17 protein-coding genes are annotated in these 22,640 nt (G+C 48.9%); 6 read left to right on the forward strand and 11 right to left on the reverse strand.

The window, feature by feature from the left end; translation table 11 throughout:
• Nucleotides 1-4: 4 nt before the first annotated feature.
• From AC0KUT_RS14715 to AC0KUT_RS14725, 3 genes are all read right to left on the reverse strand, one after another.
• A complete protein-coding gene (locus tag AC0KUT_RS14715; protein WP_488831063.1) occupies nt 5-844 on the reverse strand; it encodes an efflux RND transporter periplasmic adaptor subunit in 840 nt (279 codons plus the stop codon).
• A 74-nt stretch (nt 845-918) separates the two neighbouring features.
• Nucleotides 919-3,066 carry an efflux RND transporter periplasmic adaptor subunit gene (locus tag AC0KUT_RS14720; RefSeq protein WP_488831065.1) on the reverse strand — a complete coding sequence of 716 codons (2,148 nt, stop codon included), beginning with the start codon at nt 3,064-3,066 and terminating at the stop codon, nt 919-921.
• A gap of 58 nt (nt 3,067-3,124) precedes the next feature.
• A complete protein-coding gene (locus AC0KUT_RS14725) occupies nt 3,125-4,999 on the reverse strand; it encodes an efflux RND transporter periplasmic adaptor subunit (RefSeq protein WP_488831066.1) in 1,875 nt (624 codons plus the stop codon).
• A gap of 379 nt (nt 5,000-5,378) precedes the next feature.
• Between AC0KUT_RS14725 and trxB the strand changes: the two genes are divergently transcribed.
• The 4 genes from trxB to infA all read left to right on the forward strand — a co-directional run bounded on the left by trxB (nt 5,379) and on the right by infA (nt 8,432).
• Nucleotides 5,379-6,326, forward strand: a complete 948-nt coding sequence (trxB, locus tag AC0KUT_RS14730; RefSeq protein ID WP_488831068.1) for a thioredoxin-disulfide reductase — start codon at nt 5,379-5,381, stop codon at nt 6,324-6,326.
• Between the two features lie 140 nt (nt 6,327-6,466).
• Nucleotides 6,467-7,213, forward strand: a complete 747-nt coding sequence (gene aat / locus AC0KUT_RS14735) for a leucyl/phenylalanyl-tRNA--protein transferase (RefSeq protein WP_488831070.1) — start codon at nt 6,467-6,469, stop codon at nt 7,211-7,213.
• A gap of 60 nt (nt 7,214-7,273) precedes the next feature.
• On the forward strand, nt 7,274-7,981 hold the full coding sequence (locus tag AC0KUT_RS14740; protein WP_488831073.1) for an arginyltransferase: 708 nt from the start codon (nt 7,274-7,276) through the stop codon (nt 7,979-7,981).
• A gap of 232 nt (nt 7,982-8,213) precedes the next feature.
• Nucleotides 8,214-8,432: a translation initiation factor IF-1 gene (gene infA / locus AC0KUT_RS14745; protein ID WP_488831074.1), complete on the forward strand. Its 219-nt coding sequence runs from the start codon at nt 8,214-8,216 to the stop codon at nt 8,430-8,432.
• 129 nt (nt 8,433-8,561) lie between these two features.
• On the opposite strand, the gene clpA is transcribed toward infA, so the two are convergent.
• Both clpA and clpS read right to left on the reverse strand, forming a co-directional pair.
• A complete protein-coding gene (gene clpA / locus AC0KUT_RS14750; RefSeq protein ID WP_488831075.1) occupies nt 8,562-10,856 on the reverse strand; it encodes an ATP-dependent Clp protease ATP-binding subunit ClpA in 2,295 nt (764 codons plus the stop codon).
• Between the two features lie 45 nt (nt 10,857-10,901).
• On the reverse strand, nt 10,902-11,273 hold the full coding sequence (gene clpS, locus AC0KUT_RS14755) for an ATP-dependent Clp protease adapter ClpS (protein WP_488831078.1): 372 nt from the start codon (nt 11,271-11,273) through the stop codon (nt 10,902-10,904).
• A gap of 386 nt (nt 11,274-11,659) precedes the next feature.
• Here clpS and cspD point away from each other — a divergent pair, with 386 nt between their 5' ends.
• Entirely contained in the window at nt 11,660-11,917 is a 258-nt protein-coding gene (cspD, locus tag AC0KUT_RS14760) for a cold shock domain-containing protein CspD (RefSeq protein ID WP_488831079.1), read from the forward strand.
• Between the two features lie 173 nt (nt 11,918-12,090).
• On the opposite strand, the gene AC0KUT_RS14765 is transcribed toward cspD, so the two are convergent.
• The gene (locus AC0KUT_RS14765; RefSeq protein ID WP_488831080.1) at nt 12,091-14,313 is read right to left on the reverse strand and encodes an NADP-dependent isocitrate dehydrogenase; all 2,223 of its coding nucleotides are present in this window, start codon (nt 14,311-14,313) and stop codon (nt 12,091-12,093) included.
• 248 nt (nt 14,314-14,561) lie between these two features.
• Between AC0KUT_RS14765 and AC0KUT_RS14770 the strand changes: the two genes are divergently transcribed.
• Nucleotides 14,562-15,371 carry a pseudouridine synthase gene (locus AC0KUT_RS14770; protein WP_488831081.1) on the forward strand — a complete coding sequence of 270 codons (810 nt, stop codon included), beginning with the start codon at nt 14,562-14,564 and terminating at the stop codon, nt 15,369-15,371.
• A 106-nt stretch (nt 15,372-15,477) separates the two neighbouring features.
• Here AC0KUT_RS14770 and AC0KUT_RS14775 read toward each other — a convergent pair whose 3' ends face one another.
• From AC0KUT_RS14775 to cysM, 5 genes are all read right to left on the reverse strand, one after another.
• Nucleotides 15,478-16,734, reverse strand: coding sequence for an HD-GYP domain-containing protein (locus AC0KUT_RS14775; RefSeq protein WP_488831082.1), 1,257 nt, complete (start codon nt 16,732-16,734; stop codon nt 15,478-15,480).
• Nucleotides 16,735-16,937: 203 nt separating this feature from the next.
• The gene (gene mazG, locus AC0KUT_RS14780) at nt 16,938-17,699 is read right to left on the reverse strand and encodes a nucleoside triphosphate pyrophosphohydrolase (protein ID WP_488835752.1); all 762 of its coding nucleotides are present in this window, start codon (nt 17,697-17,699) and stop codon (nt 16,938-16,940) included.
• A gap of 51 nt (nt 17,700-17,750) precedes the next feature.
• A complete protein-coding gene (gene relA, locus AC0KUT_RS14785; protein ID WP_488831084.1) occupies nt 17,751-19,997 on the reverse strand; it encodes a GTP diphosphokinase in 2,247 nt (748 codons plus the stop codon).
• Between the two features lie 127 nt (nt 19,998-20,124).
• Nucleotides 20,125-21,624, reverse strand: coding sequence for a 23S rRNA (uracil(1939)-C(5))-methyltransferase RlmD (rlmD, locus tag AC0KUT_RS14790; RefSeq protein WP_488831085.1), 1,500 nt, complete (start codon nt 21,622-21,624; stop codon nt 20,125-20,127).
• A gap of 42 nt (nt 21,625-21,666) precedes the next feature.
• Nucleotides 21,667-22,557 (reverse strand): cysteine synthase CysM, encoded by an 891-nt coding sequence (gene cysM, locus AC0KUT_RS14795; RefSeq protein ID WP_488831087.1) that lies wholly within the window; start codon nt 22,555-22,557, stop codon nt 21,667-21,669.
• Nucleotides 22,558-22,640 lie beyond the last annotated feature (83 nt).

Consider the following 22,640-nt stretch of genomic DNA (forward strand, 5'->3'; position numbering starts at 1 on the left):
AGACTCAAGGCATAGGCGAATCTAAAAAATTGAGCGTTACACCCTGAAAACTTACACGACACTTCAACCCACTCGGTAATTTATTATTGGGGTTGGGGAAAGAAAGTCGAATCCCAAAGGTGTTGCTGGGGCCATCGATAACCTGGTCTACCAGCACCACATCAGCATTGTAAGCCTGAGTATTGTTGCCGATATCCGGTGTAACCTGCGCGCGCATACCTGCTTTAATTTTACCGTAGAGGCTCGCTGGGGCGAACACATCAACCCGCAGCGGATCTAGCTGTGCCAATTTCAACAGGGGCTCATAGTCGATGTGCTCGCCCGGCTCCTTAAAGCGCTCCACCACTATGCCATCGATAGGGCTGGTGATAGTGCGCCGCTGCAAATCTGCCAGTGCGCGCTCATGCTCCAACTCTGCCTGACGCTTGCGATCCATGGCCTGAGTCAGCTGCTGAGCTGCAATAGCGCGCTCGGTTTTAACCTTATCTAATTCGGAAAATGAAGCGGCTTTTTTCTGATAGAGATTGGTGACCCGCTCAAGCGAGCGCTGGCTAAAATCCAGCGCGAGTTGCTGTGCATCAACATCGCTCGTAAGCTCAGCCTGGACGCGCCGCAACTCAGCGGTTGCCGCTTCCAAACTAGCCTCTAAATGTGCGATTACCGCACCTTTTTTGACGCGATCATTCTTATCAACCAGAACTTCACTGACAATACCTTCAACGGCACTGCTCACCTCAACGACAACAGAGGGTTCTATGCGACAATTTAACTGCGCATCTTCAGCGGTTTGAGCCAATGCAGTCGAAGCGACTACAGCACTCATCACAATAAACAACTTATACATGGCTTGCCTGATTTATCTTATTTTTCAAACATTTACTAGCTGATTACAGTTTACTCACTATAGCCTATTCATCGTCAAATTTGAAAACCTCGAATAAAAAGCTGCTCTAATATTCTAAATAGCTGTATTAAAGCGGGTTCCAAAGGGTGATGAAATTGAATATAGACCCTATCGCCGAAATAATCTCTGGATTGCAGCCCTGTAACCGCCAAATCCACCACAAAAATCATATTAGTACTTTTGGTGCCCTCGGGTACACGCGTGTCTATTGCCAAGCGCCCTCCGCCTTGCGCGCCTAAAACAACGCTCGGCAGCTCAAATGTACCTGCGGGAACCTGTTCAACTAAGGCTGCGCTATAAGCTCGCATTGGCTGTGCTGCGAACTTCACGTCTATTGCTTGAGTAGCTTGGCGGACCGCACCTATTTCCTCCTGCGTTAAGGCTGCGCGCACGCGTACTTGCTCGGGTTTATCGATGATCCCCAAGCGATCACCATAGTGGACATAGCTGCCCACCAGTTCGTGATGTTGTAAGCGGCGAAAATGCCCCGCTGCTGGGCTCAATATCTGCAAGTGCGAAACCTGCAGCTGTAAATGCCCCAGCTCTGCTTCTATCGCTGCTATGTCCTGCACTAAGAGCTGCGCTTCGGCGCGATCCTCCGCCCAGGCTTTTTGATAGCGCGCATTGTATTCGCGTAATACTGCCTGTTTAGTGCGCAAATTGGCCTCTAGCGTATTGTTGCGCAGCTGTATCAAAAGCTGCCCCTGCTCAACAGCCTCACCATCCTGTACCATTAATTGCACCACTTCACCATCTGCACGCGCTTTGATATTGGCGTCATCCGGCAGCCACACGACCCCTTCTCCGCTGGTGGTTCTGGGCAGAGGCACGAGCATTAAAAATAGCAGCAAGACCCCAAGCGCACCGCTCACAACTTTTACCGCACGCGTTTTTGGGCCCGCTGCGGATTTGCCCTTTATTAACTTCAAACAATAATTTAGCGCAGGCCAAAGCAACTGGATAAAAATAAGCCAGATTGCCAACAGCAACCCCAAGGTAGGGAAATAGCTGGCGGCAATACGCACAATCACCACCAGAATAAAGAGACGATACACGAAGGCGGCAAGCGCGTAGCTCACCAAAAAAAAACCCTCTGCACGACTGGCCGCAGGCGACACCAACCCTGCCACACCGTAAAGATAGCGGTTAACGCTATAACTCAATTGTTGATTAGCGCGGGCGGCTAGATTGGGTAGATCGCAGGCATCACCCAGAAGGTGATAACCATCAAAACGCATGAGCGGGTTGCCGTTAAAAAACAAGGTAGAAACGCTACCTATAACCATGATATTGAAGAGCGTATCGCGCAACAGACCATCTTCTACCTGTACCCACAGCAACAGCGCCAAGGCGGCAATAAACAACTCCACCGCCATACCTGCCGCACTCACCATCAAGCGACGCGACTTAGTCGCAAAACCTGTGGCGGCGGTGGCATCGACATAGGGTAAAGGCGTCCCTAGAATGAACACCAGCCCCCACTCTTGTACTTCGCCACCCCAGACTTTAGTAAAAAGCCCATGACCTAATTCATGCAGAAGTTTTAACAGCGGGTAGGTCAGCCACAACAGGAAAAGATTGCCGGGCGACAAAAGATGATCAAGCTGACCGTGGGTTAATTCTGGCCAATGTTGCGCGGCGACTAGGAGGCTATAGCCCAACAGGCACAACCAGATCACCCCCATAAACGGCGTTGCCAAAAGTCGCGCTAGGGGCAATAAAAAATCCAGTAACCGATCGGGACTGCCAAGTGGGATTTTCCAGGTAAGCGGGTTCACCAACAGCCGCTGCCAGCGCTGCTTGTGCTTGAGTTGCTGCCGCGTGAATAGCTCTTGAGTGCTGGGCGGCATATCGCACAGCAACAAGTCTGCGACATGAAGATACTGTACTAAATGTACTAACTCTTCGCGCGTTGGTGCGTCTTCTGGCTGCTCATAAAACTCAGGCGCAGACGCGGCTGCGAGAATAGTTTGCAGGCTATTGCGCCCGTTCATGAAGCTCAACAATCGATAGGCGGAACCATTGAGACGATGAAAGCGACCACTGGTTTTATCCTGCAACAGATACCAAGTTTCGCCCTGATAGTGGCGCCGTTGGAATTCAATATGTTGCGGCAGCGACGGCTGCAGTTTGGCCAGTTGCGGCCAGAGAAGATCGCTCATATGGCGAAGCCCTCAAGGTCTAGCCCTGCTATCGACTTAGATAAATACATAACTAGGATTACCACCACAGGTTCAAGCGCACCCAGCGCCAAGCTTGGTGAAACCAAATCCAGCCCAAAGGCCGCGCGGCTATGGCAACCTTACCTGAGCCACTCATACCTGGGCGCAGCAGCGCGGCGGTATCGGCAAGGGCGGCCTCAATCTGAAAATAATTACGCCCGCTGCGCACTTCGTTTAAGGGGGTAATCGAGCTGACCCTAAAGGCCAACACCTCGCCCGGCAAACTGGAGAGCTTTAATTTGCCCTCCTGCCCTGTCGCTATATCGCCGATGTCTTGCTCGTCCACCCACAACTGAACCACATAGCCTTCTGTGGCGATCTCAAATAAGACTTCGCCCTGTTTAACCGGCGCACCCAAGGCTTGAGATATATCTTTAGAAACCACCACCCCATCTGCCGGTGCTAGCAACTGCGTTCGCCCCAATTGTTGTTCTATGAGCTGCAATTGAATACGCGCTTGATCCGCCTGCGCACTGGCGATAGCAGCATCAACGCGGTTAGAAGTTGCCAAGGCATTGTCGTAGGCTTGCTGATAGCGCTTCACCTCACTGCTTAATTTACGGCGCTCCAAACGTAAGTCGTCGTCGTTTAGCTGTGCTAAGAGTGCACCTTTTTTAACGTCATCCCCAGGGCGCGCTTTGATAGCACTCAAAAAACCATCCTGTGGCGACACTAACAAATACTTATTGGCTGGCTGTAAATTGGCATCGCCGCCAACCCAGTATTGCGCAGGAATAAACATCAATGCGCAAAATAGCAGTGCACCGGCTAGAACCAACTTGCCCAGTAACCGCTCCTCGCCAAACGTGCGCTGCAAGAAACCTTGCGCTTGCTGCCGCACTTTGGCACCTACGCTTTGTGCCACTTGAATTTGCAATGAAAAAATAGGGCCCGCCAAGCTCAGCGACTGACGCACGAATGCGGTTTGCGCGGCACTATCCTCAAGTAAGTGCACATACTCAAGCGTGACAACACCAAAAATCGCCTTATCTTTTTGTTTCTCTTTGCGCAGCAAAATGGTTTGCACTGCATTTAACTGTTGCTGCTCAAGCAAAATTTGATGGCAGCGCTGTACTTGCCCATCAACCAGCGCCTCTTGCCGACTACAAAATACATCCTGCGCTTGATCCACGGCCTCATGCATCGCCTCGACTAAAGCGCGCATCGCCTGAGTACGCACATCAAAATTGGCCGAAAAAGATACCGCTTCAAGGACCAAATCTCGACCCTGCATAAAACTCAAACTCACCCGCGCCGCCTTAGCCTGCGTCGCCAGCAGATTAACCAAACTAATTGCCGTTTCGCGCAGCGAATTTTCCTGTAACAAACTCTGCCCAAGATGCAGCCAATAAGCCTGAGGCGCACTCTGGGGCTGTGCCCGCGCGGGAGCCTCAGTCACAACCTGAGCGATAACAGGTGTTTTCGCTTGATGCACCAAAAACTGCAGCCATACCATGCCTGCCTGCAATGTCATCAAAGCAGGCTTTGCCGCTTTATTGTCGGGGTTATGTAACTTTAGGACCACCACCCCCCAAAGCTTTCCATCAAACTCAACCGGTTTGGCGAGCAGTAAGCAGTGGGAATTTAAAGGGAGCAGCTGTAATTTTTTGCTCGACAATACCTGTTGAGCCAGGCGAGATAGGGGCGCCAAATCGCTCTTGCCTTGAGACCATTTTGCCAATATTTGATAAGGATTCGCGCGAGTCGCCGCTTTTACTACATCATCCGTATCTCGCGGTGATTTATCGGTACTCGACTCGACCGAGTTTGTTGTGACATTAGCAGATCCGACAAGCAGGGAATCCGTGCAACCCGAGATGGCTTGCGATTGCGCCTTTAACCAAAGTCGTAACGCCGTGGGGAGTGAATGCATTAATAGGTCTCTCAAATACTGCAAACCGCAAGAAGCTAGGGTTTATTCATTAGGGTTTATTCATTATTGTCGCTCGATAAAGTTCTTGTTAAAAACAAGACTACCGACCCAAAGCTTACCTGATAATAGCCTATAGGCTTATTCGACGCTTAACTATGACCCGCGCCGCGCCAAGGCTTGCATCAAGTGCCATGCTATCAGCATCGTTATAATCTCAAATTGCACCCCATCATAGCTACGACAAATACAATCCATAAGCCACTATAGCAATACACAATCTTAAACATTGCCCCATACAATTTTGCACGGTCATTGTGATTCGCCTATCATGCCCCCACATTGAGTTCATCTATTCTCATGCCAGTTTAAGGATTTTTTTATGAGCGACGTTCAACATCACCAACTTATCATTCTCGGCTCCGGCCCTGCAGGCTATACCGCTGCCATTTACGCGGCGCGCGCCAACCTCAAGCCAGTGATCATCACCGGTATGCAGCAAGGTGGACAATTGACTACCACCACCGAAGTGGAAAACTGGCCCGGCGGCCCGCATGACTTACAAGGCCCAGATTTGATGGTGCAAATGCAAGAACACGCGGAGCGCTTTAATACAGAAATTATTTTTGATCATATTCACGAAACTATTCTGACTGAACGTCCGTTCAAGCTGGTGGGTTCTAGCACCTACACCTGCGATGCCTTGATTATTGCCACTGGCGCATCAGCTCAATACTTGGGGCTGCCGTCGGAAGAAGCTTTTATGGGTAAAGGCGTCAGCGCCTGCGCAACCTGTGACGGGTTCTTCTACCGCGATCAAAAAGTCGCTGTAGTTGGCGGCGGCAATACCGCCGTGGAAGAGGCGCTATATCTCTCCAACATCGCCAGTGAAGTCACCCTTATTCACCGCCGCGACAAATTAAAGTCAGAGAAAATTCTGCAGGACAAGCTGTTTGCCAAAGAGAAAAATGGCAACATCAAAATTATTTGGAATCACCAGCTCGAAGAAGTCTTGGGCGGCGATGCTGGCGTTAATGGTTTGCGCCTGAAAAGCACCCAAGACGGCTCTACTCAAGATATTGACGTAGCAGGTGTATTTATCGCCATTGGCCACAAACCAAACACCGATATTTTTGCCGGTCAAGTCGATATGAAAGATGGCTATATCACCGTAAAAAGCGGGCTGCACGGCAACGCAACATCCACTAACATTCCCGGCGTATTTGCGGCGGGCGACGTAGCGGACCATGTATACCGCCAAGCTATTACTTCTTCTGGTGCTGGCTGTATGGCAGCGCTAGATGCAGAAAAGTATTTGGATGATTTGTAATAACTACGCCTTCTAGTGCGATAGTTATTCACTAAGCCGCTCCTAGAGCGGCTTTTTTTTACGAAAATCCCGTAGAATCGCCCGCTGCCTCAAGCCACCCCAATAACTCTTCAACTCTCAACCTATGGAATGGATCATCTATGGCACGCTTAACTTGGCTCGCTGCGGACAACCATATATTCCCGAATCCGGCCAATGCATTAGAGGAGCCTGAAGGCTTGCTCGCCGCTGGCGGTGACCTGTCACCAGAGCGTATTTTATGTGCCTATCGCCAAGGTATTTTTCCTTGGTTTAATCCTGGCGAACCTATTCTGTGGTGGAGCCCCAGCCCGCGCACCGTAATTTTTCCGACCCAGCTGCACATCTCAAAAAGCCTGCGTAAATGTCTGCGCCAGGGCATATACCGCGTCACCTTTGATAACGCCTTCACCCAAGTAATGCGCGCCTGCGCAGCGCCTCGCACCTATGCCGATGGGACTTGGATTAGCGAAGAAATCATTGCGGGCTACAGTGAACTACACCAGCGTGGTTACGCTCATTCCGTTGAAGTATGGCGCGATAGCGACGGCGGCGGAGATGAATTGGCGAGCAGTGAGCTAGTCGGCGGCTTATATGGAATAGCATTGGGGAAAGTATTTTTTGGTGAATCTATGTTTAGCCGCGCCGACAATGCGTCCAAAGTGGGCTTCGCGCATCTTGTGCGCCAACTCAACGACTGGGACTTTAGATTGATCGATTGCCAAGTCGCTAACGATCACCTGTTCAGCTTGGGTGCTCTGGAAATAGTACGTTCTGAATTCCAACAATTACTGCTAAACTTTGTTCCAGCTCCCAAACAATCCCCCAGTGATTGGACGCAAATTGATCCCAATCTACCAAAATGGTAATGTCGTGAATCTTTCTGCAGCAATCGAATAACTAGCTTCATGTATTACGAGGCGATGATAATGACCGACCTTTCGACACTCAAATTGTTTGCCACCCACCCTCACCCCTGCAGCTACCTCGACGGGCAAGAGGCCACAACGGTATTCGTAGACCCCGAAGCTCCCATAGGGCCGGAAATCTACACACAGTTGTCGCAGTTAGGGTTTCGCCGCAGCGGTGCCCACCTCTATCGCCCGCAATGCCAGCGCTGCCAAGCCTGTATCTCTAGCCGTATTGCCGTCACAGAATTCAAAGCCAATCGCAGTCAGCGTCGCTGCTGGCAAAAAAATCAAGATTTAACAATCTCCGCCAGCAGCGACATCAATACCCTAGAGCATTACAACCTTTACGCACGCTATATAGAACAGCGCCATCAAGACGGCGACATGTATCCACCCTCAGAGGAACAATATAAAGCGTTCCTAACCAGTGAATGGAATATCACGCAGTTTCTTGAGTTTCGCCATCAGGGTCGTTTACTCGGCGTGGCCGTTTGCGATCAGCTTGGGGATGGCCTCTCGGCGGTTTACACCTTTTTTGACCCTAAAGAGGAGGCGCGCAGCCTAGGTAAATACGCTATTTTGGCGCAGATTTACCAAGCGCAAGAACTCGGGCTTAGATACCTCTACCTAGGTTATTGGATCAAAGAGTGTGAAAAAATGAATTACAAGATCCAATATCACCCGTTAGAGCTGCTCATTAATCGTCACTGGATGCGCTTAAATTAAGCAGTTAGATTGTTCCTTGATGATTTTTAGGGAAAAAGGCTAATTTCCACTCCAAATCCCGATTATTCCTCGCTTTTCATGGCCTTAGCACTTGGCTCCAGTGGTTAATTAAGGCACAATTCACGCCTATTTTTTTACCCCCCTGCAGTAAGCGCGCAGGAGGGTGTAAAAACACCCACCACTCGGGTTGCAACAGCGCTAAACCAATCGTAAAAACTGAGGAAACTGCCGCATGGCAAAAGAAGACAATATTGAATTTGACGGTGAAGTGGTTGATACCCTGCCCAACACAACTTTTCGCGTTAAATTAGAAAACGGCCACATAGTGACCGCACATATTTCGGGCAAAATGCGTAAGAACTACATTCGCATCCTGACTGGCGATAAAGTAAAGGTTGAAATGACACCCTATGACCTGAGCAAGGGTCGCATCACCTATCGCGCACGCTAAGTAATATCTATGTCGAGCCCACGCAGGCTTGGCACTAAAACAAAAGCCGCTATAAATAGCGGCTTTTGTTTTTATACAACTGTTAATACGCTTAAATAAACTCAATCAACAGTCGCAACACCCCAAAAACTAAGCAGGTTGCGGACGCTTCGCCTTAATGACGATATCGAGCTTGTCATTAATAGGATCTACCTCAACCTCAACCGTACCACCACCTTGGGATAGAGACCCAAACAAAATCTCTTCCGCCAAAGGCTTTTTCAACTTTTCTTGAATTAAGCGCGCCATCGGCCTTGCACCCATTTTCACATCATAGCCATGAATTGCTAGCCATTCGCGTGCATCATCCGCAATTTCCAGCGTAACGTGCTTGTCATCCAACTGCGTCTGAAGCTCCATTAAGAACTTATCAACCACGGTTTTGATCGTCGCCAATGTCAGCGAGCCAAATTGCACTATGGCATCAAGGCGATTGCGGAACTCAGGCGTAAACATTTTTTTGATGGATTCCATGCCATCACTGGTGTGATCCTGATGGGTAAAGCCAATAGAGGCCCGACTCATGACATCCGCACCCGCATTGGTGGTCATCACCAAAATCACATTGCGGAAATCTGCTTTGCGCCCGTTGTTATCTGTAAGCGACCCATGATCCATAACCTGTAACAAAAGGTTAAAGACCTCAGGGTGCGCCTTCTCTATTTCATCTAACAACAATACACAGTGCGGCTGCTTGGTGACTGCATCCGTTAATAGCCCGCCCTGATCGAAACCTACATAGCCTGGAGGCGCACCGATTAAGCGCGAAACAGTGTGGCGCTCCATGTATTCAGACATGTCAAAGCGAATCAACTCCATACCCATACACTTGGCGAGCTGGCGACAGACTTCGGTTTTACCTACACCCGTCGGCCCAGCAAACAAGAAAGAACCAATAGGCTTATCGCCTGCACTCAAACCCGCGCGCGACAGCTTAATCGCCGTAGAGAGCGTATCTATTGCTTCTTCCTGACCAAACACGGTCATTTTTAAATTCTGATCTAACTTGCGCAGCTGCTCTTTATCCGACGACGAAACACTTTTCGGGGGAATGCGTGCGATTTTTGCAACAACGTTTTCTACATCCGTCACGCTTACTGTTTTCTTGCGTTTGCTCGGCGCTTGCAGCTGCTGATACGCGCCCGCTTCGTCGATAACATCTATCGCCTTGTCCGGCAAAAAGCGATCATTAATATAGCGCTCTGCTAGCTCAGCTGCCGCACGCAAGGCGCCGTCGGTATAACGTAAATTATGGTGCTTCTCAAAACGACTTTTTAAGCCTTTGAGAATTTGGTAAGTCTCTTCCACCGTAGGCTCATCCACATCCACTTTTTGAAAGCGACGAGAAAGCGCCCGGTCTTTATCAAAAATACCGCGAAATTCCTGATAGGTGGTAGAACCCATACAGCGAATCTCACCCGATGAAAGCAGTGGCTTTAAGAGATTAGAGGCATCCATCACGCCGCCGGAAGCTGCACCTGCGCCGATAATGGTATGTATCTCATCGATAAACAAAATTGATTTTTTCTGCTTTTTCAATTCATTCAGCAAACTTTTGAAGCGCTTCTCAAAGTCACCGCGATATTTAGTCCCCGCTAACAAAGCGCCCATATCGAGGGAGTAAACAACACTATCCGCTAATATATCGGGGACATCGCCATCCACTATGCGTTTTGCTAAACCTTCAGCAATTGCGGTTTTACCCACACCAGACTCACCCACCAAGAGCGGGTTATTTTTACGCCGACGAGATAAAATCTGGCAGACTCGTTCCACCTCGTCATCGCGACCAACCAAGGGATCAATTCGCCCTTGCATAGCGGCTTCGTTTAAATTGGCTGCAAAACTTTCCAATGGACTTTGCGCGCTACTGGCTTCGCCCGTCGCACTGTCTTCGTCATGATTTTCTTGCGCTTGATGCGAGTCGTGGCTTGCATCCCCCTGACCCGCAACCTTGTGTATGCCGTGAGTGATGTAGTTCACCACATCGATTCGCGCAATACTTTGTTGCTTCAGATAGTAGACGGCCTGACTTTCTTGCTCGCTAAAAATAGCAACCAAGACGTTAGCACCCGTCACTTCCTGCTTACCTGAAGATTGCACATGAAATACTGCGCGCTGGAGCACACGCTGAAAACCAAGCGTCGGTTGGGTTTCGCGCTCAACGTCGTTTTCGGGAATAAGCGGTGTAGTAGAGTCAACAAATTCAATCAGCTCTTTACGCAACACTATGAGGTCAGCCCCACAAGCGCGCATAACGTTGGCCGCAGAATCGTTGTCAATCAAAGCCAATAACAAATGCTCGACCGTCATGAACTCATGACGCTTGGAACGAGCGCCCTTGAAAGCAAGATTTAATGTTACTTCTAGATCTTTACTTAGCATCACACATACCCTCTTCGAACCCACACCAATTAGAAACAAAGGTCTCTAACTTTCATCGTCAACCGCTTCTATTTCACATAGTAGCGGATGCTGATTCTCTCTTGAATATTGATTCACTTGTGCCGCTTTAGTTTCCGCTACATCACGAGTATAGGTGCCACACACTGCTTTGCCTTGAAGATGTACTGTCAACATAACATGAGTAGCCTGTTCGCGAGACATGGAAAAAAAATCTTCTAATATCTCGACTACAAAATCCATTGGAGTGTAGTCATCATTTAAAAGCATCACCTTATACATAGGTGGCCGCTTTAACTTAGGTTTAGCACTTAAAACGGCTAGGCCGCCATCTGAATCATCAGCCGATTCATCACCGTCTTGATTTAAGGTTAGTTGAAGGTTTAAGAGATTGCCCATAGAGACTCAATACAAAATAAAAAGATTAGTCGACAGAAAGTATTGTAACTCATTGGCATAACAAGCCCTAATACGTACAAATGCTTGACTTTGGTTCAAATGTTGGATAAAAACAAAGCAGCACCGCACACAATTTCAGCAACATCCATGTTTTTATGCCTTTTAATGTTACAGGTTAATAAAAAACAGGCTAAAAATTAATAACAAATAGCTGACATAAAGCAGTGCATCAACGCAATTTTCTAATATTAATAATAGCTCGAACGATCTAGTTACAGCTCATAGCACCTAAAGATCTATGGCGCCCCGTGCGCTTATAGCCTTTGGGACAATAATAACAAAGGCGATGCCCTATCAGGGTATCTCTTGAGCAGAGGGATTCCATCATGCCAACCGGCACCGTTAAATGGTTCAACAATGCAAAAGGTTACGGATTCATTCTTGGTGATGAGAATAGTGAAGATTTATTTGTTCATTATTCAGCCATTACTATGGATGGCTACAAAACCTTAAAAGCTGGGCAAAAAGTTAGCTTCGATGTAACCAAAGGGGACAAGGGGCTGCATGCTATTAATATAGAGTCCTCCGAACCGATTTCAAGTACGACAGACGACACTATGGATGCGCGAGCTGTCAGCGCGTAGCCTAGATCTAGTAGTATCGGATCTAGCGTTAAATAGCCCTTAGCGTTACTGCTCCTAAATTAACCTTAAGAGCCAGGTCGCACTCAAGCAAAAAAATAGCCCCTCAGCTTTCACTTCGGGGCTATTGGTGTTTGTTTGCTACACCCTAGGAGCAGGGCGCCAATTCTTTCGAATTATAACGTTGCTAAAGCAGCATTAAAGGTGGCACTAGGACGCAAAGCTTGCGAAGCCTTGGCATTGTCCAAACGATAATATCCACCCAAATCTACCGGCTTGCCCGCAGCAGACTTTAATTCAGTAACAATTTTATCTTCGTTTTCAGACAACAACTTAGCCACTGGCGCAAACTTAGCTTGTAACGCTGCATCTTCAGTTTGAGCAGCTAGGGCTTGTGCCCAGTAAAGTGCCAAATAAAAGTGACTACCGCGGTTATCTAATTCGCCTGCCGCACGGCCTGGTGATTTGTTGTTATCAAGGAAAGCACCATTCGCTTGATCCAAGGTTTTTGCAAAAACCTTGGCTTTGGCATTATTGGTAGTAGTTCCCAAGTGATCCAAAGACTCCGCCAAGGCGAGGAACTCACCTAAAGAATCCCAACGTAAGTGACCCTCTTCAACGAACTGCTGCACGTGCTTAGGTGCAGATCCGCCAGCACCTGTCTCAAACAAACCACCGCCATTCATCAAAGGAACAATGGACAACATTTTGGCAGAGGTACCCAATTCCATAATGGGGAACAAATCAGTGAGGTAATCGCGCAGCACATTACCCGTAACGGAAATAGTGTCTTTACCTACACGAATACGATCCAAGGAGAATTGCGTTGCAGTCTCAGGGGTCATGATGTGAATTTCAAGGCCGCTAGTATCATGCTCTTTTAAGTAGCTGTTCACTTTGGTGATCAATTGCGCATCGTGAGCGCGCGCAGGGTCCAACCAAAATACCGCCGGAACACCTGAAGCGCGCGCGCGATTAACCGCAAGTTTTACCCAGTCGCGAATCGGCGCATCTTTGACTTGGCACATGCGCCAAATATCGCCCTCTTCTACTTTTTGCTCCAGTAATGTTGCGCCCGCTGCATCGACAACACGCACCACACCTGCAGCAGGAATTTTAAACGTCTTGTCGTGCGAACCATATTCTTCCGCCGCCTGAGCCATCAAGCCAACATTGGGCACGCTGCCCATGGTGACCGGATTAAATGCCCCATGCTTTTTACAATCGTCTATCACAACCTGATAAACGCCAGCGTAGCAGCGATCAGGAATGCATGCCTTGGTATCTTGCAATTTGCCTTGAGCATTCCACATTTTGCCTGAATCGCGAATCATGGCAGGCATAGATGCATCCACAATCACATCGCTTGGCACATGCAAGTTGGTGATACCTTTGTCAGAATTTACCATCGCCAATGCTGGGCGAGAGGCATAAAGCGCAGCCATATCTACATCTATAGCCGCTTGTTTGTCAGCGGGGAGTGCTTTAATTTTTGCGTAAAAGTCACCCAAACCATTGCTCAAATCAACACCCAGCTCAGCGATTTCAGCTGCGTACTTCTCCAATACAGGAGCGTAGAACACCTCGACAAACTGACCGAAGATAATCGGGTCAGACACTTTCATCATGGTGGCTTTCAAGTGCACAGAAAAAAGGACGCCCTTGGCTTTTGCATCGTCGATTTCTGCCGCAATAAACGCACGCAGCGCACTCTTGCTCAGTACTGAGGCATCAATAATTTCGCCCGCTAATACGTTGGTCGATTCCTTAAGTACTTTAGTGCTGCCATCTGCAGCCACTAATTCAATTTTTACGCTGCCAGCATTGGCAATTAGGGCAGATTTCTCACTGCCGTAAAAATCTCCACCGCTCATGTGTGCAACGTGCGACGCAGAGTCTGCAGCCCAAGCACCCATTTTATGGGGGTTTTTACGCGCGTAATTCTTTACCGACAGAGGCGCACGGCGATCCGAGTTACCTTCACGAAGCACAGGATTTACTGCGCTACCTTTAATTTTGTCATAGCGCGCTTTGGCTTCTTTTTCAGCATCGTTTTGCGGTACTTCTGGATAGTCCGGCAACGCATAGCCCTGTGACTGCAGCTCTTTTATAGCTGTTTTTAATTGTGGAATTGACGCGCTGATATTGGGTAACTTGATAATATTAGCTTCTGGCGTTGTCGCCAGTTTCCCCAGCTCAGACAAATCGTCCGCTATGCGCTGCGCAGACGTTAAGGATTCAGGGAAAGCAGAAATCATACGACCGGACAATGAAATATCGCGGGTTTCAATCGCAATGCCAGAAGAGTGGGTAAAAGCTTGAACTATAGGGAGTAACGAGTAGGTTGCTAAGGCTGGGGCTTCATCAGTTTGGGTATAAATAATTTTGGAATCAGTCATTTTTTACGTTTACTCCGTTAATACAGGCTGCAAGAGCACAAAAGCGCCGCCAACGGAAAACGCCGACACGGCACCCTCGAATGAAAAATTTAAGCCAAAAGGGGCTAGATAAATCGCGCGCAGTATAACAGTGCTGTAAACTTTTCGCATTCACAGCTTGGCCGAATTGCGGCCGCAAACTGTTTGTGTGTGACGAAAGTTAACCGAACTCAAACACTCAACTCACTGACTAAAAGATTAAGACCGCAATGGCTGCACTAATTTTGTTCAACAAACCCTATGGGGTTCTCTCACAGTTCACCAGCGATGACAACCGCCCCACTTTGGCGCAGTTTATTAAGATTCCACATGTTTATGCGGCTGGCCGCCTAGATCATGATTCAGAGGGATTATTGCTCCTCACTGACGACGGCGCATTACAACATCACATTGCCCATCCAGCCCACAAACTCCCTAAAACCTACTGGGTGCAAGTGGAGGGAGCACCCAACAGCTACGCTTTAACGAAATTGCGTCAAGGGGTAGAACTTAACGACGGCATGACCAAGCCCGCCGAAGCGCGGCTTATTGCACCACCAAAACTCTGGGAGCGAGACCCACCGATTCGCACTCGGGTTAATATTCCCACCCAATGGATGGAGATAACCATTACCGAAGGGCGCAACCGGCAGGTGCGGCGCATGACAGCAGCAGTAGGTCACCCTACGCTCCGCCTAGTGCGCGTCAAAATTGGTAACTGGACCTTGGATGGAATAGAACAAGGTAAATACAAACAGGAAACCGTGCATCTACCTGCATCGGCATTAGCGAATATTCCCGCGCGCAGCAAGCGCCCCGCAGGCAATAAGCCGCGCCAAGCAAAAAATGAAAGCGGGGCGAGAACTGAACATCACAGCCAGCCGAAAGGACCAAAATCTGCGCAAAACAACATTGCTATCAACGCTAAAAATAAACGCGCAACAGAGCGTCCTCGTGCAGATATAGGAACACCTAAAGCGCCACATAAAACGGTTATTACTCAAAAAGCAAAACCCAAGATTTTACCACCTAAACCTTAGGCCCCATTTGCACGCGCTGCCTTGTGGCTATAGCCGAATATTGACTATCCAAAAATGCGTAAGGCGCCCCAAGGCGCCTTACGATTTTAAACTACAGGTTGCATCGCTAAAGACTAAACATTAAACCTCGCTCTCGATATTCCTTGATCCAAATACCGTGGCTGCCATCGCTTAGCGCACGACGAATAAGATAAGTCTTATCCAACTCTTTTTTCTCAATCTCATCAAGAGATAGCACCTGCTCTTTCTCTAGGCTTTTTGTTAAGTCTTTTACCACAATAATTTTGGGTAAATGGCGATAGCGATAGTTAGTCTCTAAAACAATGCCGACTAAACCATTTACTAATTCGACAATACTGCCTGGTGGATAAAGACCCACACACCGAATAAATTCCAATGACATACGCTCATCAAAATGACTGCCGCGATCTTGAAAAATTCTCTTGAGCGCTTCCGTGCTAGGAATAGCCTTGGAATAACAGCGGTCTGCTGTCATAGCGTCATAGGCATCCACTATCGAGACAATGCGCGCAAAATCAGATATACCCGCAGACTTAAGCTTGCGCGGATAACCATTGCCATCCATACGCTCATGATGGCTGTAAGCAACATCAACACAGGCATTGGGCACACCGGGGGACGACATCAATAGGTTGCGCCCATGAATGACATGCGCTTTGATCGCCTTGAACTCCTTGTCTGAAAGCGGTTCAGCTTTGTTCAACACGGCTTGAGGTACACGCATTTTACCCACATCATGTAACAAGCCACAGAGCCCCAACTTCTCTAGCTCCGCTTCACTCATTCCCAAATGACGACCAAAAGCTATAGCGAGAATACAGACATTGAGGCAGTGCTCTGACGTATATTCATCCTCAGTGCGCATACGCGACATCCAGATAAGCGCATCAGGGTTACGCAGTATGCTATGCACGCAATCTTTAACAGTAGATTTTGCTTGTTCGGTATTGATGACACCGCCTAAGCGAGCATCTTCGAGCAGAGTTTTGGTGAGGCGGTGCGCTTCGCGAAACACCCCCAAAGCGGCAGTATGTTCCTGTTTAGCATCGACTTTATTGATATAAGTATTGGTTTTGGGTTTAGCCGCCGCAATACTGCCGCGCTCTTCAGGTGGCACCCAGACAGCCCTAACCGCATCAATCCACACATGCTGCGAATACTGGGCGACTATATCGATATCATCCAAATCTTCAATCATGAAGCCCTGCATAAGGAATGGCGTTTCCTGCCAATCCCGATCCAGTTTGGAGACGAACATACCGATTTTTAGCTCGGAAACATGGATTTTGATACTGCTACTTTTGGTATCCACATAGCCCGGCTTAACTTCTCGCCGATCCAATCTAACCTCACTTGTGAATTTGTTATTTTAGGTGTCAACACAGATACTACTCGTTTCATGCAAGTTAAGCATAGCCATATTTCATGACTATCAGTGAATTTAAAAAGCGAGACGCCCATGAGAATCCGACGTAAAAATTAGATTGCACTTATTTTGACTTTTGCTGCTTTTTAAGCATCCAACCATTAAGCATCTAGCCAGCACTAGCACCGCTGCTTCGCCAGATCCCATAATCGATTCATTTCAGCCAAACTGGTTTCCGCTAAGCCCAACTCACAATGTTGCTCAATAAAATTAAACCGAGCTTCAAATTTGTGATTAGCTTTACGCAACAACAATTCAGGATCAAGCTTCAAGTAGCGGCTAATATTCACTACAGAAAAAAACAAATCCCCCAGCTCTTCTTCAATTGCCGCTTGATCTTGCAGCCCTAGTGCCTCTTCCACTTCAAGCAGTTCTTCGCGCACCTTGGCGATTGGCCCCTGTATATCATCCCAATCAAAACCAACACTTGCTGCACGTTTTTGTAATTTGGCTGCGCGACTTAAAGCGGGTAAATTCAAGGGGACATCCGCCAAAACACCTTGCACACCTTTTGCGGCCCGCTCCTGTTGCTTAATAGCTTCCCAGCGCTGTTTAACATCCAATGGCAAGGTGTGACGATTATCCACGCGACTATGTAAGGTCCCATCAGGAAACACATGCGGATGACGGCGCACCAGTTTTTCCACTAAGCCAGAAACCACAGAGGAGAATTCAAAACGCTGCTCCTCTTTGCCCAATTGACTATAAAAAATGACCTGAAAGAGTAGATCTCCCAGCTCCTCTTTTAAATGGACAAAGTCTTGCTTCTCGATAGCGTCCACTACTTCATAGGCCTCCTCCAAGGTCGAAGGAGCAATGCTGGCATAATCCTGTTTTATATCCCAAGGGCAGCCACTTTCGGGATCGCGCAGGCGCGCCATTAAATACAGTAAATCATCGATAGTGTATTGAGCTTCTAGCACAAAGAATCCTTAAGAGTGTTTACGCCGCGCCGAAGCTATATTCGGCAACTGATTCAGCTTAGTCAGTATTCGGCTCAATTCATCAAAACCACGGATTTCGGCCGTTACCTGCATATCCACGGTGTTTTTACGTTTATCAGATAGGGTTTGCATAGCGCTAATATTGATACGCTCGTGATCCAGTAGCGCGGTAATATCCTTAAGCAAACCATAGCGATCATAGGCTTCAATAATAATATCCACCGAGTAGGCACTCTGCGGTGCATTTCCCCACTCCACGGTGATAATCCGCTGCGATTCTTCGCTCTGCAGCTGCAACACATTGCTGCAATCCTGACGATGTATGGAAACGCCCTTGCCGAGGGTGATGTAACCCGTAATGGCATCGCCTGGTACAGGGTTGCAACAATTGGCGATTTGAGTGAGTAAATTGCCCACCCCTTCAATATAAAAGTCTGAATCTTTTTTCTTACTCGGCGACTTCGCCTTGAAGGGAATTAACGGCTGCTGGGGGTTGGCATCATCTAATTGCTTCTGCGCGGCATTCAACACCTGACCAACACCGAGATCGCTTGCACCGACAGCGGCATAGAGATCATCAAGGCTGTTAAAGCGCAACTTTTTCGCTAGGCTTTCAAAGTCCAAATCCAATAACGCCAAGCGCTTAAATTCACGATCGAGCAGCGCCTGCCCTTCCGCAATATTTTGATCGCGCGCCTGCTGTTTAAACCAATGCTGTACCTTGGCACGCGCACGCGGGGTATTGATATAACCCAGTGCGGGCGTCAGCCAATCGCGACTTGGCGCCTCGCGTTTACCGGTGAGTATTTCAACCTGATCCGCATTATTGAGATGGTAGTTAAGCGGCACTATACGATTATTCACCTTGGCGCCACGGCAGTGATGGCCTACATCGGTATGAATGCGGTAGGCAAAGTCCAGCGGAGTCGCGGTACGCGGTAAGTCAACCACATGGCCATCGGGTGTAAACACATAGATACGATCTTGATCTACTGCACGCAAGTCGCTCTGCAGTTGTTCACTATCACCACCCAGTTCTTCATGCCATTCCAGCACCTGCCGCAACCACGCAATTTTTTGTTCATAGCCGTCCTGGGCTGCATCAGTGTCTGTACCTTTGTAACGCCAGTGAGCACAAACACCAAGCTCCGACTCCTCATGCATATCATACGTACGGATTTGAATTTCCAGCACCTTGTTTTCAGGTCCAAGTACGGCGGTGTGAAGCGAGCGATAGCCATTCTCTTTGGGCGAGGCAATATAGTCGTCAAACTCATGGGGAATGTTGCGCCACAGACTGTGCGCAATTCCCAACACCGCATAGCAGTCACGCACGCTCGGCACCAAAATACGCACCGCGCGAATATCGTATACCTGCGAAAAAGGAATACCCTTGCGCTTCATTTTTCGCCAGATACTGTAAATATGTTTTGCCCGCCCCGAGACTTCGCCATCAATACTGGCTTTGCCCAGTTCGGTGCGCAGAAGCGCTAACATATTGTCGATATACTCCTGCCGCGCTAGGCGTCGCTCATCGAGCAGCTTGGCGATTTGTTTGTATTCATCAGGGTGCAGATAGCGGAAGGAGAGATCTTCTAACTCCCATTTGATATGCCCTATGCCAAGACGATGCGCCAGGGGGGCATAGATGTCAGCAACTTCGCGCGACACCTGATGGCGCCGCTCACTGCTGGCATTTTTCACCGAGCGTATAGCACAGGTTCGCTCGGCCAACTTGATGAGCGCTACGCGTACATCATCGACCATGGCGACGAGCATTTTACGGATTTTTTCCGCCTGCTCTTCTGCCTGATTTCCTAAAACCCTATCTTCGTTTTCATTGCGCTGGTAGCTAATAGCTGCCATGCGCAACACGCCCTTTACCAGCTTGCCAACGGTTTCGCCAAAGCGATTTTGCACATCGGTCAGGGTGATTTTATTTTCGCGTACCGCGCGGTAAAGTATGGCGGCAACCAACGCATCTTGATCCAGCTGGAGATCAGCGAGAATTTCCGCCATTTCTAGACCTATGCGAAAACAAGAGACATCTTCACCCCAGTTGTGATCATCGTCGGCGTGTATGTCTACAAGCGACAAACTCAACTCCGCTGCGTGCCGCAATTCCGCACGAGATACCTCAGCCTGAATATGAAGACTGTTTAAGCGATCGATCCAAGCCTCTATATCCACCTGTCCATCGGCGGCTATGGGATGATCTTCTCTTACTTTAACCATAGGTCTTACCTTCTTATTATGGCGGATAGCGCCCCTGACGCCATCCGGTACCTCATTCAAGCAAAGTCTTAGCTCAAACCAAAGCCATCACACTCAAATAAAGGCCATCACGCTCAAATAAAGGACATCACTTAAGCAAAAACAGCGCCATAGACTCCACATGGCTTGTATGCGGGAACATATCCAGCACACCCGCTGCAGCCAAGATATAGCCCGCGTCGGCGAGAAGTTTGGAATCCCTTGCTAGGGTCGCAGGATTGCAACTGACGTAGACAATACGCGGCACCAAAAGTTGTTTACGTGCTACCAACTGCTGGATATTGGCAATGATATCTTTTGCACCATCGCGGGGCGGATCGAGCAATATGGCATCCACCTTGCCGCACAAACGCTGCAATTGAGTATGGGTCATATCTGCGAGGTTGCCCGCGATAAATTTTGCATTGCTTATACCCAAGCGCTCGGCATTTTCACGCCCTCGCTCCACCATGGCTGGCACCGCCTCAATGCCAATAACCTCAGCGCAGTACTGCGCCAAGGGCAAGGTAAAGTTACCAATACCGCAAAACAAATCCAGCAAGCGCTGTTCTGGCTTCAACTCCAACAAGTTTAACGCTTGCTGCACCATTGCTTGGTTAACCTGTGGGTTAACTTGGGTAAAGTCTTGGGGATGAAATGCGAGCGACTGAGCAGAGTCTGCTGTTATGTAGGTCACTCGCGGATCACAGGGTTCACCCTGCAAATCGGTCAAACCTACATCACCATTAGGCTCAAGCCAAATTTGGCAACCTTGCGTAGTAGCCAATTGCTGCAGGCTACTCAAATCTGCTGCCGCCAAATTTTTAGTATGGCGAACAATCACCACGGCGCCATCCGCGGCGGCGATCAACTCCATATGGGTTACCGGCTTCTGCGCGCGCAACTCAGTGAGCCAAAGGTGTAGGGGTGCCAACAATTGATTTAATACGGGTGCTAACACCCAACATTGGGCGATATGAACAAGGTTTTTACTTTGCTTTTGCCTAAAACCCAAGGTAACGCTGCCATCTGCTTCATACCAAACACCCAAGCGCGCGCGATGCCTATAGCCCTGTCCTGCCGAGGTGATAGGCGGTAAGAGATGCTGAGGACTCACGCCCCCCCAACGCAGCAACTGTTCTAATAACGCCTCTTGCTTAACCTCCAATTGCTGCTCAAGTGCCATATATTGCAACTGACAGCCGCCACATTCGGCGAAATGCGCACAGGGAGGGGTTACACGGCGCGGCGCGGCGACCAACACCTGATCAACACGCGCCTCGATATAACGTGGATGCTCTTCAACCAAGCGCGCAGTGATAGTCTCACCAGCCAAAGCGCCATCAATAAAGAGTGTTTTGCCCTCTAGGCTGGCAACGCCACGTCCATCATGGCCAAAGCGATCCACTACAAACTCACCTAAGCGCTTATTGGTTTGCGGCATAGTCGACGCCACTTTGCGCGGGCGATCCATACGGGGCGTATCGTCTTTTACATAGTTGATAGGCTTTTTAACCCCATCGGTTTTACTCGGGCGCGGTTTTTTACCCAAGCCACTAGCGTTGGGAGGGCGCTTGCCGCCTGAGTTGTTACCGGTATTTTTGGGCATGAGATTTCTCAATGAGCGCTGCCTAAGCAGCGAGAGGTAAAACTACTGATTGAATAAGCCAGACGATAAATAGCGGTCACCACGATCGCAGATAATCGCCACAATGATGGCATTTTCAAGTTGTTGACTAAGCGCAAGAGCTGCCGCCACCGAACCGCCGGAAGATACGCCGCAAAAAATACCTTCTTTGCGCGCGAGATCGCGCATGGTGTCTTCCGCCAATTGCTGAGGCATATTAACGATACTATCCACTTGATCACGCTTATAAATACTGGGTAAATATTCTTCAGGCCAACGGCGAATACCCGGAATACTGGCCCCTTCCGCAGGTTGCAACCCAACAATTTGAATGGCAGGATTTTGCTCCTTGAGGTAGCGCGAAGTACCCATGATAGTACCCGTCGTACCCATAGAGCTCACAAAATGGGTAATGCGCCCCTGTGTTTGCTGCCACAGTTCTGGGCCGGTAGTGCGGTAATGCGCAAGGGGGTTATCACCATTGCCAAATTGATCCAGCACCTTACCCTTGCCCTGAGCTTGCATCTGCAGCGCCAAATCCCGCGCGCCCTCCATGCCCTGCGCTTTAGTTACCAAGATCAACTCAGCGCCATAGGCTGTCATAGCCGCTTTTCGTTCAGCGGTGCTGTTATCAGGCATAATCAGGATCATGCGGTAGCCCTTAATTGCCGCCACCATTGCTAAGGCGATGCCAGTGTTGCCCGAGGTCGCCTCAATCAAGATATCCCCTGGGGTAATTTGCCCACGCCGCTCTGCCTCTTGAATCATGGAGAGCGCAGGGCGATCCTTCACCGAACCAGCGGGATTATTACCCTCAAGCTTCACCAGCACTTGATTACTGGTCACCCCGGGCAAGCGCTGCAAACGCACCAAGGGGGTATTGCCTACGAAGGCTTCAATAGTGGGAAAGTCCATAATATCCTCAAAATAGCTAGAGCTTGGGTCTATGCGGCACTCGCAGGTTGCGCTAGCGCGCAGGGGGCGGCTATTCTAGCGCC

It is taken from the genome of Cellvibrio sp. 25HG11W-0 (genome assembly GCF_057815475.1).